Here is a 14,949-nt window from a genome sequence, read left to right as displayed (position 1 = left end):
GCATAGCCCGCCGCCGTCGGTTGCTCAGCCCGCGCTGCGCGCGGCGCGACCGTGGTCGTGGCGGCGCTCCACCCGCGAGGGCACTCCCGTGACGATCTCGTCACCAATGGTGCCGCTCCAGCGTGCCCAGTCCTCCGCGCTGGGCACTCCGGTCTCCGGCTCGCCGAAGACGGTGACGATCGCGTCGTCGTCGAGTCTGTCGGGGGCGACGACGAGCGTGCGTGCGAGCTCGACGTTCTCGACCGCGCACCGCTGGTGGCCGATCGAGACCTCTGCCTCTCGCGCCCCGAGCGGCACTCCCTGTGCGTAGCCCGCCGTGATCCACCGCCGGCCAGAAGGTGCAGGGTCGGGGCTGACCGCGCACTGCAGTGTCATGACGGCGCGCAGCCCCATGCCCTGACCCGTCACGTCGTCGAACGGCGAGATGCCGTAGGCCGCGATGCCGAAGCGCACGGCGTCGTAGCGGGCGCGGGGTTCGCGCCAGCCCGCCGAACTGGCGGCGAGGTGCCGCATGACCGGCTTCACCCCCAGCACCTCCGCGGTCTGGAGAGCCTCCGCGTAGGCGTGGACCGCCCGGGCATCGTCGTCGGGTGAGGCATCGGCGAGGTGCGACCAGATGCCTTCGATGGTCACGAGGCCCTGCTCGCGGAAGGTTCGTGCAGCTGTCACGAGCTCGGGCCAGTTCTCGGGCAGGGCGCCGTTGCGGTGCAGGCCGGTGTCGATCTTGAGGTGCACCCGGCCCGGATTCTCGCGCGTCGACGCGTGGGCGATGCGCTCGAGCTGCCAGTGGGCAGAGACGCCGAGGTCAACCCGGTGGTCGACGGCCGCGTCGAAGTCGCTGTCGATGCCGTGCAGCCACGCGAAGAGCCGACACTCGACGCCCGCCTCGCGCAGGGTGACCGCGGCGGGAATCTCGAGCACAGCGAGAGACGTCGCCCCCGAGACGAGTGCCGTGGCCGCAATCTCACGCATGCCGTGCCCGTACGCATTGGCCTTCACTGCCAGCATGACCTCAGAGGGTGCCACCCGCGCGCTCAGCACGCCCACATTGTGGGCGAAAGCAACGTGATCGATGATCGCGAGCGCGCTCATGCATCGCTCCAGACGCGACGGATGCGCGGACCCAGCCGCGTGGTCAGCTCGGCCGGGGCGCGCCCAGTCGCCGCGCACCACCCCGCGAACGACTCGGCGTCGTCCCACAGCACCGCGTCGTCGCCGACCGTCGCCTCGGCGTCGCCGAGATCGACGACCAGCTGGTCCATCGCGATACGGCCCGCAATCAGCCCGCGCTGGTCGCCCACGCGCACCGTCGCTGTGCTCGACGCGCTGCGCGGCACGCCGTCGGCATAGCCGAGGCCCACGAGGGCGAGCGTCGATGCCCCCGTGGTGCGGTAGGTGTACCCGTACGAGACGGCAGTGCCAGCGGCCACCCTCTTGACAGCGACGACTTCACCAGTCAGCGAGAGCAACGGCGGCTGGCCGGGGCTGAACCCGAAGATGGCCGAGGTTCGGTCGACGTCGGGCGAAGCATCAGCATCCCGGATGAATCGGGAGACACCGAGCGCACGCGCGCGACGCTCGACCTCGTTCGCCCCGTGACCGTAGGCGTCGGCGCGCAAGTCAACCTCGGCAGCGTCGCCGTTCTCAGTGATGAGCGCGCTCAGCGCCTCGTCGAGCGCGCGAGCCGACAGGCGGGCGACGCGACGAACGCCCGAGGGCTCAGGCGCCGCGCTCATCGAGCAGACGGCTCGATTCATCGTGCCAGGCGAGTGCCGTGCCGGCGAGGTTCTCTTTGAAGCGAGCAGCGTGGTGGGCGCAGAAGAGCAGCTCGCCCGTCGCGAGGGTCGCGCGCACATAGGCCTGCGCACCGCAGCTGTCGCAGCGGTCGAGCGCGGTGAGCGGCGCGGTCGTGACGCTCGGGTTCTCGGTCGTGATCTGCGTCATGGTGTGCCCCTCACTCGTCGGTCGTCGTCACAAGCTGATCGATAGACCCCATTGCACCACACGGGTGCGACGCTCCCGTGTCAATACGCCCCGATTTCGCTGAACGCGTAGGCGCGAGCCTCAACGCGTAGGCACGAGCCTCAACGCGTAGGCACGAGCCTCCACGCGTAGGCGCGACCCTCACCACTCCGGGCGCACCCCGCCAGCCCGGAGTGGCAGCCCGCCCGGGTCAGTCGACCCGCCTACGATGACACTCGTGCCCAGCTCCGACTACTCCGCCCGCCACCTGTCTGTTCTCGAAGGTCTCGAGGCGGTGCGCAAACGGCCCGGCATGTACATCGGCTCGACCGATTCGCGCGGGCTCATGCACTGCCTGTGGGAGATCATCGACAACTCGGTCGACGAGGCGCTCGGCGGCCACGGCACGCAGATCGACCTGCGGCTGCACCCCGACGGCAGCGTCGAGGTGCGCGACCGCGCGCGCGGCATTCCCGTCGACATCGAGCCCAAGACGGGCTTGAGCGGCGTCGAGGTGGTCTTCACCAAGCTGCACGCCGGGGGCAAGTTCGGCGGGGGATCGTATGCCGCATCCGGCGGTCTTCACGGTGTCGGCGCCTCTGTCGTCAACGCGCTCAGCGCACGACTCGATGTCGAGGTCGACCGCGACGGTGCCACGTGGGCGATGTCGTTCCACCGTGGCGAGCCTGGTGTGTTCGCCGACGGCCCTGAGGGCCCCAGCCCCGATGCACCGTTCTCGCCGTTCGTCTCGGGTAGCGAGTTGCGCAAGGTCGCCAAAGTCGCCAAGGGCGTCACGGGCACCCGCATCCGCTATTGGGCCGACCCGCAGATCTTCACGAAGGGTGCGAACTTCCTCACCGAAGAACTGCTCGCCCGCCTGCGTCAGACGGCCTTCCTCGTGCCCGGCATCACGCTCGAGCTCACTGATGACCGCGGCGAGTCGACACTCACCGAGTCGTTCCGGTTCGACGGCGGCATCAGTCAGTACGCCGACTACCTGGCGCCGGATGCTCCGCTCACCGACACCTGGCGCATCACCGGCAGCGGCACCTTCACCGAGACGGTGCCCGTGCTCGACTCGCTCGGGCACATGACACCGACCGAGCTCGAGCGCGAGTGCGTCGTCGACATCGCGCTGCGCTGGGGCACGGGCTACGACACGACTTTCCGCTCGTACGTCAACATCATCGCGACGCCCAAGGGCGGCAGCCATCAGCTCGGGTTCGAGCAGGGCCTGCTGAAGTTCTTGCGCGCCGAGGTCGAGAAGAACGCCCGCCGCCTGAAGGTCGGCACCGACAAGCTCGAGAAAGACGACGTGCTCGCGGGTCTGACGGCCGTGCTCACGGTGCGACTGCCCGAGCCGCAGTTCGAAGGTCAGACGAAAGAGATACTCGGCACACCCGCCGTGCGCGCGATCGCCTCGAGCGTCATCGCCCGCGGTCTCGCCGAACGGTTCTCGTCGAGCAAGCGCGACGACAAGGCGCAGACGGCGCTCGTGCTCGACAAGGTCGTCTCTGAGATGAAGAGCCGCATCTCAGCCCGAGCGCACAAAGAGACACAGCGGCGCAAGAATGCGCTCGAGAGCTCGGCGCTGCCGGCGAAGCTCGTCGACTGCCGGTCGAACGACGTCGCGAACAGCGAGCTCTTCATCGTCGAGGGCGACAGCGCGCTCGGCACGGCCAAGCTCGGACGCGACAGCGAGTACCAAGCGTTGCTGCCCATTCGCGGCAAGATCCTCAACGTGCAGAAGGCCTCGGTGAGCGACATGCTCAGCAACGCCGAGTGCGCCTCGATCATTCAGGTCATCGGGGCGGGGTCGGGTCGCACGTTCGATCTCGAGCAGGCCCGCTACGGCAAGGTCATCATCATGGCCGACGCCGATGTCGACGGCGCACACATCCGCACGCTGCTGCTGACGCTCTTCTTCCGTTACATGCGCCCCATGATCGACGACGGTCGGGTATTCGCCGCTGTGCCACCGCTGCACCGAGTCGTCGTCATGAACCCGGGTTCGAAGCCCAACGAGACGATCTACACCTACAGCGAGAAAGAGCTGCAAGGCGTTCTCGCGGCACTGAAGAAGGCGGGCAAGCGGTACCAAGACCCGATCCAGCGCTACAAGGGTCTCGGTGAAATGGATGCCGACCAGCTCGCGGACACGACCATGAGCCGGGCCCACCGCACCCTGCGCCGGGTTCGAGTGAGCGACGCCGAGGCTGCGTCGACGATGTTTGAGCTGCTCATGGGCAACGAGGTCGCGCCCCGCAAAGACTTCATCATCGCCGGGCAGGGCCTCGACCGAGACCGCATCGACGTCTGACGGCACTCCTACGGCGTTCGACGCCGGCATGACTCGGGCATCCTGCTCGCGGCGATCTATGGCCGACCCGCCTCCACAATTCAGGAGATCGCGATTCTGCAGGGCGACGACACGCCCGGCCTGACCCGTCCACGCGAACCTCGCGGGCGTGACTCCTGAATTGTGGAGATCGGGATGCTGAGCTGGACCCGCGATGCCAGAGCGGTGAAGACGCTCAGGCGAGGGTGGTGCCTACAGAGCCGATCGGCGAGTCGAGCGGGGTGCCCGAAGCGTCGCGCTTCGCTCCGGAGTAGGGCAGTGTGCGCAGCGAGCCGTCAGCACCGACGGCGGTCGGGCTCGCGCCCGCCCACGCCAGGTGCAGCACGTCCTCACCTTTGAGGAAGGCGTGGCAGCGCACGCCTCCCGTCGCGCGGCCCTTGCCGGGAAACTGATCGAACAGCGAGACCTTCGCCCGACCGGGGTCGGTGCCGGCGATCGTCTGGCTTGATCCTGAGACGGTCACGACCGATGCCGTCGCCGGGTCGACGGCGCCGAAGAACACCGCTCGTGCCCCCGTGCCGAGCTTCATGCCCGCCATGCCGCCTGCTGAGAGCCCCTGGGGGCGCACCTGGTCGGCGGCGAAATGCAGCAGTTGAGCATCCGTGCTGATGAAGACCAGCTCGGCCGCGTCGTCGGCCGGGGCCGCACCGATCACCTCGTCGCCGGTCTTGAGCGCGATAACCTCACCGTCGGGCCTCGAGGGCCAGCCGCCGGCCGCCACCCGCTTCACGATGCCGTCGCGGGTTCCGAGGGCCAGGGGAGTGCTGCTCGCCGGGTCGACGATCGCGAGCACGCGTTCTTTCGCGTCGGTGAGGCCGAGATAGTCGCGCAGCTTGGCGCCGGCCGCGAGCTGCACCGAGTTCGCTGGCACGCTCGGCAGATCGACGGGAGTGAAACGCACGAAGCGGCCCTTCGAGGTGATGGCGACGAGCTCACCGCGGGTCGTCGAGTCGACCGTGCTCAGCAGAGCGTCGTGCTTGCTGCGGCGAGCAGGCGGCACGATCACCGCGTCATCGGCGAGGTCGACTCGCACGGCGCGCCCGGTGGTCGAGACGAGCACGCGGCACGCGGCATCGGCAATCTCGAGCGAGACGGCCGCCGCACCCCGACTGCGAGGCGTCGCGATCGACGCGCTCGCCTCGGTGAGCAGAGTGCGCCTCGGGGTGCCGAACCGCTCTGCGGTGGCGTCGAGCTCGTCGCCGACGACGACCCGCACGCGCGCGGGGTCGGCCAGCAGGTTCTCGAGCTCGGCGATCTCGGCACGCAACTGGTCCCGTTCTGCTTCGAGCTCGATGCGACTGAACTTGGTGAGGCGCCGAAGCCGCAGTTCGAGGATGTACTCGCTCTGCACCTGCGTCAGATCGAACACGTCGATCAATCGGGTGCGCGCCTGGTCGGCATCATCGGAGGTGCGGATGACTTGGATGACCTCGTCGATGTCGAGGATGGCGACGAGAAGCCCCTCCACGAGGTGCAGCCGCTCACGCCGTCGAGCCAGACGGTACTCGCTGCGTCGCGTCACGACGTGGATGCGGTGGTCGAGGTAGACCCGCAGCAGCTCTTTCAGTCCGAGCGTCTGGGGAGTGCCGTCGACGAGAGCGACGGCGTTGATCGAGAAGCCGTCTTCGAGCGGCGTGTATCGGTAGAGCTGTTCGAGCACCGCTTCGGGGCTGAACCCCGTCTTGATGCCGATCACGAGGCGCAGGCCGTTGCGGCGGTCGGTGAGGTCGGTGACATCGCTGATGCCGGCGAGCTTCTTCGACTGCACGCCGTCTTTGATCTTCTCGATGACCTTCTCGGGGCCGACGAGATACGGCAGTTCGGTGACGACGATGCCGGTCTTGCGGGCCGTGATCGGCTCGATCGAGACCTTCGCCCGGGTCTTGAAGCTGCCGCGGCCGGTGGCGTAGGCGTCGCGCACGCCGTCGAGGCCGATGATCGTGCCGCCGGTGGGCAGATCGGGACCAGGCACGTAAGCCATCAGCTCGTCGAGCGTCGCCTCGGGGTGATCGAGCAGGTGCCGGGCGGCCGCGGCGACTTCGATGAGGTTGTGGGGCGCCATGTTGGTCGCCATGCCGACGGCGATGCCGCTGGCCCCGTTGACCAGCAGGTTCGGGAAAGCGGCGGGAAGCACCGAGGGTTGCGTGAGCTGGTTGTCGTAGTTCGGCACGAAGTCGACGACGTCTTCGTCGAGGCTGTCGACCATGGCCATCGCCTCGGGCCGCAGGCGCGCCTCGGTGTAGCGCGCGGCCGCGGGGCCGTCGTCGAGCGAGCCGAAGTTGCCGTGACCGTCGATGAGCGGCACGCGCAGGGTGAAGTCTTGCGACAGCCTCACGAGAGCGTCGTAGATGGCGGTGTCGCCGTGGGGGTGCAGCTTGCCCATCACCTCGCCGACGACGCGTGCCGACTTGACGTGACCGCGATCGGGCCGAAGACCCATGTCGGCCATCTGGTAAAGGATGCGCCGTTGAACGGGTTTGAGACCGTCGCGTGCGTCGGGCAGCGCCCGTGAGTAGATGACCGAGTAGGCGTATTCGAGGAACGAGCCCTGCATCTCGTCGGCGAGGTCGACATCGTCGATGCGTTCGCCGACGGGCGCGTCGGCAGGGTCCGAACCGCGCGAGCGGGAGGCGGGAGGGGGAGTCATAAGATGGCCCCCATGCTACCGGCGCTGCGCGGCGACACCCCGTCACTCGCCGACGTGTTGACCGGTTCTTTCGCGGCGATGCAAGGGCAGCCCTCCGTGCTCGGCCTGCCGAGCGTGCGCAGTGCCGCGGTGATCCTTGTCGACGGGCTGGGGGCATCGTCGCTGCGCCCACGAGCAGGTCACGCCCGACGCCTGACCGCGGCACTGCCGACGCGCTCGGCGACCATCACGGCGCCGTTTCCCACCACGACGGCGGCAGCTCTCGCCACCCTGACGACGGGGCGCTCGGCTGGACAGCACGGGCTCACGGGGTACACGGCGATCGATCCTGGCTCTGACCGAGTCGTGCGACTGCTGTCGGGGTGGGATTCCACGATGCGGCCGCGAGAGTGGCAACCGCACGACACGGTGTTCGAGCAGGCCGGGCGCGCGGGCATGGAGGCTGTCGTCGTCGGGGCCGAGCGGTATCGAGTGACCGGCTTCACCGACGCGGTGCTGCGGGGCGCCCGATTCGACGCGGCAAAGTCGATCGACGATCGCATCGGCACGGCAGTGCGTCTGCTGCGCGAGGGCGGCCCTCGGCTCGTCTACGTCTACATTCCCGAGCTCGATATGGCCGGCCACGCCGAGGGCGTCGCGTCTGATCGCTGGCTGGCGAGACTCGACGAGCTCGACAGTGCCCTCGCGCCGCTCGAGACGCAGGTGCCCGCAGACGCAGGCGTCCTTCTCACGGCCGACCACGGCATGCTCGATGTGCCGGCCCACCGGCGACGCGTTCTCGCGGCTGACGACGCGCTATGGGCGGGCGTGCGGCACGTCGCCGGTGAACCGCGATGCCTGCAGCTGGCCCTCGATGATCCCTCGCACGCCGAGCTCGTGCGCGATCGCTGGCTCGAGGCCGAGGGTGCGCGGTCATGGGTGGTGACGCGTGCAGAGGCGATCGAGGCCGGGTGGTTCGGTGCCGTGGATGACGCCGTGCTTTCCCGCATCGGCGACGTTCTCGTCGCGGCGCGCGGTCTAGTCGCCTACTACGACGAGCGCACCGCGACACCCAGTGCTCTCGCGATGGTGGGGCAGCACGGCTCGTTCTCACCCGAAGAGACGAAGGTGCCTCTTGCTCGGTGGGGTGCGTTCGCCGTGTGAGGCGGTTGCGGCCATCCGGTCAGCGCAGTCGACTACGCGGGATCGTCGTCGGGCCGGGCACCGAAGACGATCTCGTCCCAACTCGGCATCGCGGCACGCCCGCGCCGGTTCGTCGACTTGGGTGTGGGCGTGGCATCGTCTGACTCGGCCGAGGGGGAGTCGGCGAATTCGTCTGATTCGTGACGCTCGACCGACTCGTCCCCAGTGTCGAGCGGAACATCGACGATCCGGATGCTGCCGGTCGAGGGGTGGGCCGCTCGTGATGCTTCCCAGTCATCGAGCGCGGCCGACTCCCGCTCGCCGCGCCGACGCCTCAGGGCATCGAGCAGGTCGGCCGTCTGGCTCACGTCCGGCGACGCGGGTTCCTCCGATGACGGGCTGACACCGACGGGTCGATCCATGGGTTCGACCGGTCGAGGAGACGAGGTCGTCGGGTTAAACGCGCCGCTGTCGAATCGTCCGGTCGGCGCTTCGTCGGCCGGCACCGCGCGCAGTCGCGGCAGCACCGTGTCGGGGGCTGAGCCCTGCCGGGAGAGGGATTGTGCTTCGTGGTCGGTCGGCGCGAGCACCGAGCGCTTCGGCTCGTAGGTCCACGTGGCAGTGCGCTCGGTGTCACCGTCGAGGAAGTCGACGGCGACGATCCAGTGCCCGTCCTTCTTGCGGCTCGACCATGAGATCGCGCGTGCTCCGAGCTCATCGAGCCGACTGTCGATGACGGTTCCGAACAGTGCGACATCATCCGATTCGTCGGCCGTCGACACCGGTACCGAACGTGCCGCTGTGACGACGTACTCGCGTTCTGCCAGCACCGGACCCTCGAAGCGTCGGATGTACTCGAGGGGCTCACCCGTGCGATCGGCGACCTCGGTCGCGCTGAGCCCCGACCTGATCATGGCCTGCACGTCGCGCGGGCCCACCCGGTGAGCTGCAGGTACCGCTGGCCGGTTCTGTCGCAGAGCGGTGTGCAGCGCTTCGGTGATGGGAACCCGAAACCGATCGCCGTCGGTCGAGACCACGATGAGGGCGCCGTTCTCGACGCCGATCACTGCGAGTTCATCCATGCGGGGCCTCCTGAGCCGAAGCTGGCACCGACAGCATCCCACGCGCAGTCAGCCGAGCCCGGGAATAGCCAGGGCGTGCCGGAAGTTAGGGGCGATGGTTGCTCGGCAGGTCGTGAAAGCGTGCGCGTTTGCGTTTGGTCCGGGCTTCCTGCAAACTATGGCCGCCGAACGCGGCTGACGAGTGATGATGAGAAGTGGACTGGCATGGCTACGGACTACGACGCCCCCCGCAAGACGGATGAGGACACGGACTCGATCCAGGCTCTGCAGGAGCGCGTTCCCGACAAAATGTCGGGTGTCGTTGACGCTGATGACTCCGACAATCCAGGGTTCGAGCTCGCCGGTCAAGACCTCGCGGATCTCGATCTCGACGTTGTCGTTCTCCCGCCCCAGGCGGACGAGTTCACGTGCATCAGCTGCTTCCTGGTCAAGCACCGTTCACAGCTTGATCACGACGAGAAGCTCGGCTCTGTCTGCCGAGAGTGCGCTGCCTGAGTTCCTCGTCGCCTGAGCTCCTACCCGGCGCGCGTCACGCCTGCGCTGCGGCGATCGCGGCCGCGAGCTCGTCAGGATGCCTCGTCGATACGACCCAGTAGGGAGCGGGGTCATCAGGGTCGGTGAGCTTGATACGAGCGATCGGATCGATGTCGGGTCGCAGTACGAGGTGTGCACGCGCGTCGAGCCCCGGACCGCGCGCGTGACGTGCCTCGGCCTTGCGAGCAACATCGACGTCGCCTACGAACGACAGCGGGATGCGCGCAGAACCAGCGCGGAGCATACCGTCGGCGACTTCGATAATCGGTGCCGAGAGTACGGCGACCGCGATCACTCCGGCGAACAGCACGACGCCGGTCAGTGCGCCGACCAGCACATCGATCGCGGCGAAGGTGAGCAGACTGGCAGGAATCGCGAGCGCAGCGATCGCGATGATCCAGGGTGAGGGCCAGAGGCGCTCGCGATAGGTGTTCATGATGTCCATTCGACCATGCACTAGCCTCGACGCGTGCCGCAAGACGTCGATGTGCTGATCACCGGTGACACGGTGCCCGTCTACGCGCACCCCGGCGATGCAGGAGCCGACCTCGTGGCTGCTGAGTCGGTCGTCCTCGCCCCCGGTCAGCGGGCGACCGTGGGAACGGGCACCGCCATCGCCCTTCCCGACGGATTCGCAGCCTTCGTCGTTCCTCGCAGCGGCCTCGCCGCCCGCCACGGCATCACGATCGTGAACGCGCCCGGCACTGTCGACGCCGGCTATCGCGGCGAGATCAGAGTCACCCTGCTCAACACGGACTCGCAGCATGACTTCGCGGTCGAGATCGGGGATCGCATCGCGCAGCTCATCGTCTGGCCAGTGTCGCGCGCGCGATTCGTGCCGGTCGAGACATTGCCGGGCAGTCATCGCGGTGAGCGAGGATTCGGTTCGACGGGCTACCGTGGTGTGCCGATCGAAGGAGACACTGCGTGACTGATCCGACCCCCGACGAGGTTCTGCCCGACGACGCGAAGTCAGCGCCCTCGGATCGCGCCGAGAACGGACCGCTCGACGAGAGCGAAGCGAACGCCGTGCGACCCTACGTCGATCTGGGTGGCGTGAAGCTCGTGCCGCGCGACGGCCTGCAGCTGCGGCTGGAGATCGAGGAAGGCACGAAGCGTGTCGTCGCGGTCGGCATCGACTTCTCGGGATCGACCCTGCAGGTTCAGCCTTTCGCCGCGCCCCGCACCAGCGGGCTGTGGCACGAGATTCGCGCTCAGATCGTGGAGCAGATCCGCACCCAGGGCGGCGAGATCCAGCAGCGCGACGGCGCACTGGGCCCCGAGCTCGTGGCTCGCATTCCCGTCACCGGGGGCGAGGCAGGCGCCACCCGAGTCGCTCGATTCGTGGGCGTCGACGGGCCGCGGTGGTTCCTGCGCGGAGTGATTGCCGGAGCCGGCGCGATCGAGCCCGATGCCGCCGCGGCCATCGACGAAGTATTCCGCAGCATCGTCGTGGTGCGCGGCACGACGCCGATGCCTCCCCGCGACCTTATTCCGCTGCACGTGCCGGCCGGTGCGACGCAGGCTCCGACGGGCTCATGAGTTCGAACGGCGACGAGTCGGTCGACAGCACTGAACAGGTCGACAGAGCTGAGCAGGTCGAGCGCGACAGCGCTGCTGCCGAGGTCGACGTGCGCGCTGCTTTTGCCGCCGCGGCGCAGCGCTCAGGCTTCGCGCGGGTTGCTCCGGGCGAGCGCCCGACCGCCCACGCGCTCTGGGCGGCGGTCGGCGGCGTTCGTGGCCTCGTCGAGTCGTTGTTGCCCGGGTTCCTGTTCCTGGTCGTCTTTACGATCACCGGCGAAGTCGCTCCTTCTGTGCTCATTCCGCTCGGCATCGCGATCGTCTTCGTGCTCGTGCGCGCGATCATGCGATCGCCGATCATGCCGGCGGTCATCGGCCTGATCGGTATCGCGCTCTCGGCCGGCCTCGCGTTGTGGACCGGGCGCGCTGAAGAGAACTTCGTTCTCGGCTTCGTGATCAACGGGGTGTGGCTTGTCGCCCTGCTCGTGAGTCTCGCGGTGCGACGGCCTCTGATCGGGGTCATCACCGGACTTCTCACGGGCGACCACGAATGGCGCGCTGACCCGGCCAAGCGCACTGTCTTGACGGTCACAACGTGGTTGTGGGTGGGTCTGTTCGCTCTTCGTCTCGGCGTGCAGCTGCCGCTCTACCTCACGGAGCAGGCAGCTGCGCTCGCGGCCACCAAGCTGCTCATGGGCCTGCCGCTCTACGCGGCCGTGCTGTGGGTGACGTGGCTCATGATCCGCGCGGTCTACGCGCGGCGAGCATCCTGAGTGCTAGCATTATTTATCTCGACATCAAGATAGTTTTCGGCCGGTAGTGTGGGCGTCGAGCGCAGAGAGTCGGCGCCGGTGAGCACGTTGCGAAGAGGGAGTCCCCAGTGTCTGCAGTCAACAGCTTCGAGTCGATCGACACTCTGTCAGTCGAGGGCGCCGACTATCAGGTGTTTCGCATCGACACCGTTCCCGGCTACGAGACGTTGCCATTCAGCTTGAAGGTGCTGCTCGAGAACCTTCTGCGCACCGAAGACGGCGCGAACGTCACCGCCGACCAGATCCGCGCACTCGGCTCGTGGGACCCCGCAGCCGAGCCCGACACCGAGATCCAGTTCACGCCCGCCCGGGTCGTCATGCAGGACTTCACGGGTGTGCCCTGCATCGTCGACCTCGCCACCATGCGCGAAGCTGTCGCGGCTCTCGGCGGCGACCCCAACAAGATCAACCCGCTGGCCCCGGCCGAGCTCGTCATCGACCACTCGGTCATCGCCGACCTCTTCGGCACCGCAGATGCCCTCGAGCGCAACGTCGAGATCGAGTACGAGCGCAACGGCGAGCGATACCAGTTCTTGCGCTGGGGCCAGACGGCCTTCGACGACTTCAAGGTGGTGCCTCCAGGCACGGGCATCGTGCACCAGGTCAACATCGAGCACCTCGCCAAGGTCACTTACACCCGCGAGGTCGGCGGGGTGTTGCGCGCGTACCCCGACACGTGCGTCGGCACCGACTCGCACACGACGATGGTCAACGGCCTCGGCGTGCTGGGCTGGGGTGTCGGCGGCATCGAGGCCGAGGCGGCCATGCTCGGCCAGCCCGTCTCGATGCTCATTCCGAAGGTCGTCGGGTTCAAGCTCACGGGCGCCATTCCGACCGGGGTCACGGCGACCGACGTCGTGCTCACCATCACCGAGATGCTGCGCAAGCACGGCGTCGTCGGCAAGTTCGTCGAGTTCTACGGTGATGGCGTGTCGGCCGTGCCGCTCGCGAACCGCGCCACGATCGGCAATATGAGCCCCGAGTTCGGCTCGACCGCCGCGATGTTCCCCATCGACGAAGTGACCCTCGACTATCTGCGTCTCACCGGGCGCAGCGACTCTCAGGTTGCGCTTGTCGAGGCGTACAGCAAGCTTCAATCGCTGTGGCACGACCCGTCGGTGGAGCCCCGCTTCAGCGAGTACCTCGAGCTCGACCTGTCGACTGTCGTGCCCTCGATCGCAGGGCCGAAGCGGCCGCAAGACCGCATCGAGCTCTCGGTCGCGAAGTTGGCGTTCGAGACTGCACTCGTCGACTACGCGTCAACCGATCACTCGCGCGTCGATGCGGCTCTCGAGGGTTCGTTCCCGGCATCTGACCCCGTCGGCTTCACCCCCGAAGATGAAGGCGCCGGTGCAGAGCTGGCCCATCGGCACCGTTCCCACGCTCCGTCGACGGCCTCGAACCCCGTCGACGTCACGGTCGGCGACGACCACTTCACGCTCGATCATGGGGCGGTCACGATCGCGGCGATCACGTCGTGCACCAACACCTCGAACCCTTCGGTCATGCTCGCCGCGGGTCTGCTCGCGCGCAACGCGGCGAAGAAGGGGCTCAAGGCCAAGCCGTGGGTCAAGACCACTCTTGCCCCCGGGTCGAAAGTCGTCACCGACTACTACGAGAAGGCCGGCCTCACCGACGATCTCGAGGCTCTGGGCTTCTTCACCGTGGGCTACGGCTGCACGACCTGCATCGGCAACTCCGGCCCCCTGGCCGACGAGATCTCGGCCGCGATTGCCGACAAAGACCTGGCCGTCACGGCCGTGCTTTCGGGCAACCGCAACTTCGAGGGCCGCATCAACCCCGACGTGAAGATGAACTATCTGGCGAGCCCGCCGCTCGTCATCGCCTACGCGCTCGCCGGCTCGATGAACTTCGATTTCGAGACGGATGCTCTCGGAACCGACTCCGAGGGCAACGACGTCTACCTGCGCGACATCTGGCCCGACGCCGCCGAAGTTCAGTCGACGATCGACTCGTCGATCAGCACCGACATGTTCGACCACCAGTACGCCTCGGTGTTCGAGGGTGATGAGCGCTGGCGGTCGCTGCCGACCCCCGACGGGGCCACGTTCGAGTGGGATGCTCAGTCGACTTACGTGCGCAAGCCCCCGTACTTCGATGGCATGACGCTGGAGACGACGCCCGTGACCGACATCGTCGACGCGCGTGTGCTCGCGACCCTCGGCGACTCGGTGACCACCGACCACATCAGCCCGGCTGGTTCGATCAAGGCCGATTCGCCCGCGGGCCAGTACCTGACCGAGCACGGCGTCGACCGCAAAGACTTCAACTCGTACGGGTCGCGTCGCGGCAACCACGAGGTCATGATCCGCGGAACCTTCGCGAACATCCGTCTGCGCAATCAGTTGTTGGCGCACGCGAACGACGGGGCGGGGGTCGAAGGCGGCTTCACGCGCGACTTCACGCAGGCCGAGGGGCCGCAAGCGTTCATCTACGACGCGAGCGAGCGATACCAGGCTGCGGGTGTGCCGCTCGTGATCTTCGCCGGCAAGGAGTACGGCTCGGGCTCGAGCCGCGACTGGGCCGCGAAGGGCACGAGCCTGCTGGGCGTGAAGGCGGTCATCGCCGAGAGCTTCGAGCGCATCCACCGCTCGAACCTGATCGGCATGGGCGTGATCCCGCTGCAGTTCCCGGAAGGTCAGTCGGCCGTGAGTCTCGGACTCGATGGCACCGAGGTCGTTTCGATCTCGGGCATCACGGCGCTCAACGACGGCACGACACCGCGCACGGTGCGCGTCACTGCTGCTCCGAGCGCTCACTCGCCCGACGGCAAGCAGCCGATCGAGTTCGACGCGGTCGTGCGCATCGATACGCCGGGTGAAGCCGATTACTACCGCAACGGCGGCATTCTGCAGTACGTGCTGCGCAGTCTCGTCTAGTTCTCGAGGC

13 protein-coding genes are annotated in these 14,949 nt (G+C 67.8%); 7 read left to right on the top strand and 6 right to left on the bottom strand.

Annotation, left to right across the window (positions count from 1 at the left end):
- Window positions 1–24 precede the first annotated feature (24 nt).
- Genes KL788_RS02915 through KL788_RS02905 form a run of 3 tightly spaced genes read right to left on the bottom strand, consistent with a single transcriptional unit; the run spans window position 25 to window position 1,944 of the window.
- Window positions 25–1,092, bottom strand: a complete 1,068-nt coding sequence (locus KL788_RS02915) for an alanine racemase (RefSeq protein ID WP_293168334.1) — start codon at window positions 1,090–1,092, stop codon at window positions 25–27.
- Window positions 1,089–1,757, bottom strand: coding sequence for an alanine racemase (locus KL788_RS02910; RefSeq protein WP_293168332.1), 669 nt, complete (start codon window positions 1,755–1,757; stop codon window positions 1,089–1,091). Before KL788_RS02910 ends, KL788_RS02915 begins: the two co-directional genes overlap by 4 nt.
- Window positions 1,720–1,944 carry a DUF7455 domain-containing protein gene (locus KL788_RS02905; protein WP_293168331.1) on the bottom strand — a complete coding sequence of 75 codons (225 nt, stop codon included), beginning with the start codon at window positions 1,942–1,944 and terminating at the stop codon, window positions 1,720–1,722. The genes KL788_RS02910 and KL788_RS02905 overlap by 38 nt, the downstream gene beginning before the upstream one ends.
- Window positions 1,945–2,200: 256 nt before the next feature.
- Between KL788_RS02905 and KL788_RS02900 the strand changes: the two genes are divergently transcribed.
- Complete coding sequence (locus tag KL788_RS02900) at window positions 2,201–4,282, top strand: DNA gyrase/topoisomerase IV subunit B (RefSeq protein WP_293168330.1); 2,082 nt, start codon at window positions 2,201–2,203, stop codon at window positions 4,280–4,282.
- Between the two features lie 214 nt (window positions 4,283–4,496).
- Here the strand turns inward: KL788_RS02900 and KL788_RS02895 are convergent, their stop codons facing one another.
- Window positions 4,497–6,968 carry a DNA gyrase/topoisomerase IV subunit A gene (locus tag KL788_RS02895; RefSeq protein WP_293168328.1) on the bottom strand — a complete coding sequence of 824 codons (2,472 nt, stop codon included), beginning with the start codon at window positions 6,966–6,968 and terminating at the stop codon, window positions 4,497–4,499.
- A 3-nt stretch (window positions 6,969–6,971) separates the two neighbouring features.
- Here KL788_RS02895 and KL788_RS02890 point away from each other — a divergent pair, with 3 nt between their 5' ends.
- Window positions 6,972–8,111, top strand: a complete 1,140-nt coding sequence (locus KL788_RS02890) for an alkaline phosphatase family protein (RefSeq protein ID WP_293168326.1) — start codon at window positions 6,972–6,974, stop codon at window positions 8,109–8,111.
- 32 nt (window positions 8,112–8,143) lie between these two features.
- On the opposite strand, the gene sepH is transcribed toward KL788_RS02890, so the two are convergent.
- On the bottom strand, window positions 8,144–9,172 hold the full coding sequence (gene sepH / locus KL788_RS02885; protein ID WP_293168324.1) for a septation protein SepH: 1,029 nt from the start codon (window positions 9,170–9,172) through the stop codon (window positions 8,144–8,146).
- Between the two features lie 204 nt (window positions 9,173–9,376).
- Between sepH and KL788_RS02880 the strand changes: the two genes are divergently transcribed.
- On the top strand, window positions 9,377–9,667 hold the full coding sequence (locus KL788_RS02880) for a DUF4193 domain-containing protein (RefSeq protein WP_293168322.1): 291 nt from the start codon (window positions 9,377–9,379) through the stop codon (window positions 9,665–9,667).
- Between the two features lie 34 nt (window positions 9,668–9,701).
- Here the strand turns inward: KL788_RS02880 and KL788_RS02875 are convergent, their stop codons facing one another.
- Entirely contained in the window at window positions 9,702–10,142 is a 441-nt protein-coding gene (locus tag KL788_RS02875) for a DUF3093 domain-containing protein (protein WP_293168320.1), read from the bottom strand.
- Window positions 10,143–10,175: 33 nt separating this feature from the next.
- On the opposite strand from KL788_RS02875, the gene dut reads away from it, so the two are divergent.
- The 4 genes from dut to acnA all read left to right on the top strand — a co-directional run bounded on the left by dut (window position 10,176) and on the right by acnA (window position 14,939).
- On the top strand, window positions 10,176–10,637 hold the full coding sequence (dut, locus tag KL788_RS02870; RefSeq protein ID WP_293168318.1) for a dUTP diphosphatase: 462 nt from the start codon (window positions 10,176–10,178) through the stop codon (window positions 10,635–10,637).
- The gene (locus tag KL788_RS02865; RefSeq protein WP_293168316.1) at window positions 10,634–11,248 is read left to right on the top strand and encodes a DUF3710 domain-containing protein; all 615 of its coding nucleotides are present in this window, start codon (window positions 10,634–10,636) and stop codon (window positions 11,246–11,248) included. Before dut ends, KL788_RS02865 begins: the two co-directional genes overlap by 4 nt.
- Window positions 11,245–12,000, top strand: coding sequence for a DUF3159 domain-containing protein (locus KL788_RS02860; RefSeq protein ID WP_293168314.1), 756 nt, complete (start codon window positions 11,245–11,247; stop codon window positions 11,998–12,000). Before KL788_RS02865 ends, KL788_RS02860 begins: the two co-directional genes overlap by 4 nt.
- A 107-nt stretch (window positions 12,001–12,107) precedes the next feature.
- Window positions 12,108–14,939: an aconitate hydratase AcnA gene (gene acnA, locus KL788_RS02855; RefSeq protein ID WP_293168312.1), complete on the top strand. Its 2,832-nt coding sequence runs from the start codon at window positions 12,108–12,110 to the stop codon at window positions 14,937–14,939.
- Window positions 14,940–14,949: the final 10 nt, after the last annotated feature.

The sequence above is a fragment of the Microcella sp. genome (assembly GCF_019739195.1).
Taxonomy (GTDB): domain Bacteria; phylum Actinomycetota; class Actinomycetes; order Actinomycetales; family Microbacteriaceae; genus Microcella.
The sequence above is the reverse complement of the archived record's forward strand: the minus strand, read 5'-3'. Positions and strand labels throughout refer to the sequence as shown.

Coding starts and splice junctions, on each gene's coding strand:
- KL788_RS02905 (WP_293168331.1), bottom strand. CDS start 1,944: ATGACGCAGATCACGACCGAGAACCCGAGCGTCACGACCGCGCCGCTC.
- KL788_RS02875 (WP_293168320.1), bottom strand. CDS start 10,142: ATGAACACCTATCGCGAGCGCCTCTGGCCCTCACCCTGGATCATCGCG.
- KL788_RS02860 (WP_293168314.1), top strand. CDS start 11,245: ATGAGTTCGAACGGCGACGAGTCGGTCGACAGCACTGAACAGGTCGAC.
- KL788_RS02880 (WP_293168322.1), top strand. CDS start 9,377: ATGGCTACGGACTACGACGCCCCCCGCAAGACGGATGAGGACACGGAC.
- KL788_RS02895 (WP_293168328.1), bottom strand. CDS start 6,968: ATGACTCCCCCTCCCGCCTCCCGCTCGCGCGGTTCGGACCCTGCCGAC.
- KL788_RS02890 (WP_293168326.1), top strand. CDS start 6,972: ATGGCCCCCATGCTACCGGCGCTGCGCGGCGACACCCCGTCACTCGCC.
- KL788_RS02910 (WP_293168332.1), bottom strand. CDS start 1,757: ATGAATCGAGCCGTCTGCTCGATGAGCGCGGCGCCTGAGCCCTCGGGC.
- KL788_RS02915 (WP_293168334.1), bottom strand. CDS start 1,092: ATGAGCGCGCTCGCGATCATCGATCACGTTGCTTTCGCCCACAATGTG.
- sepH (WP_293168324.1), bottom strand. CDS start 9,172: ATGGATGAACTCGCAGTGATCGGCGTCGAGAACGGCGCCCTCATCGTG.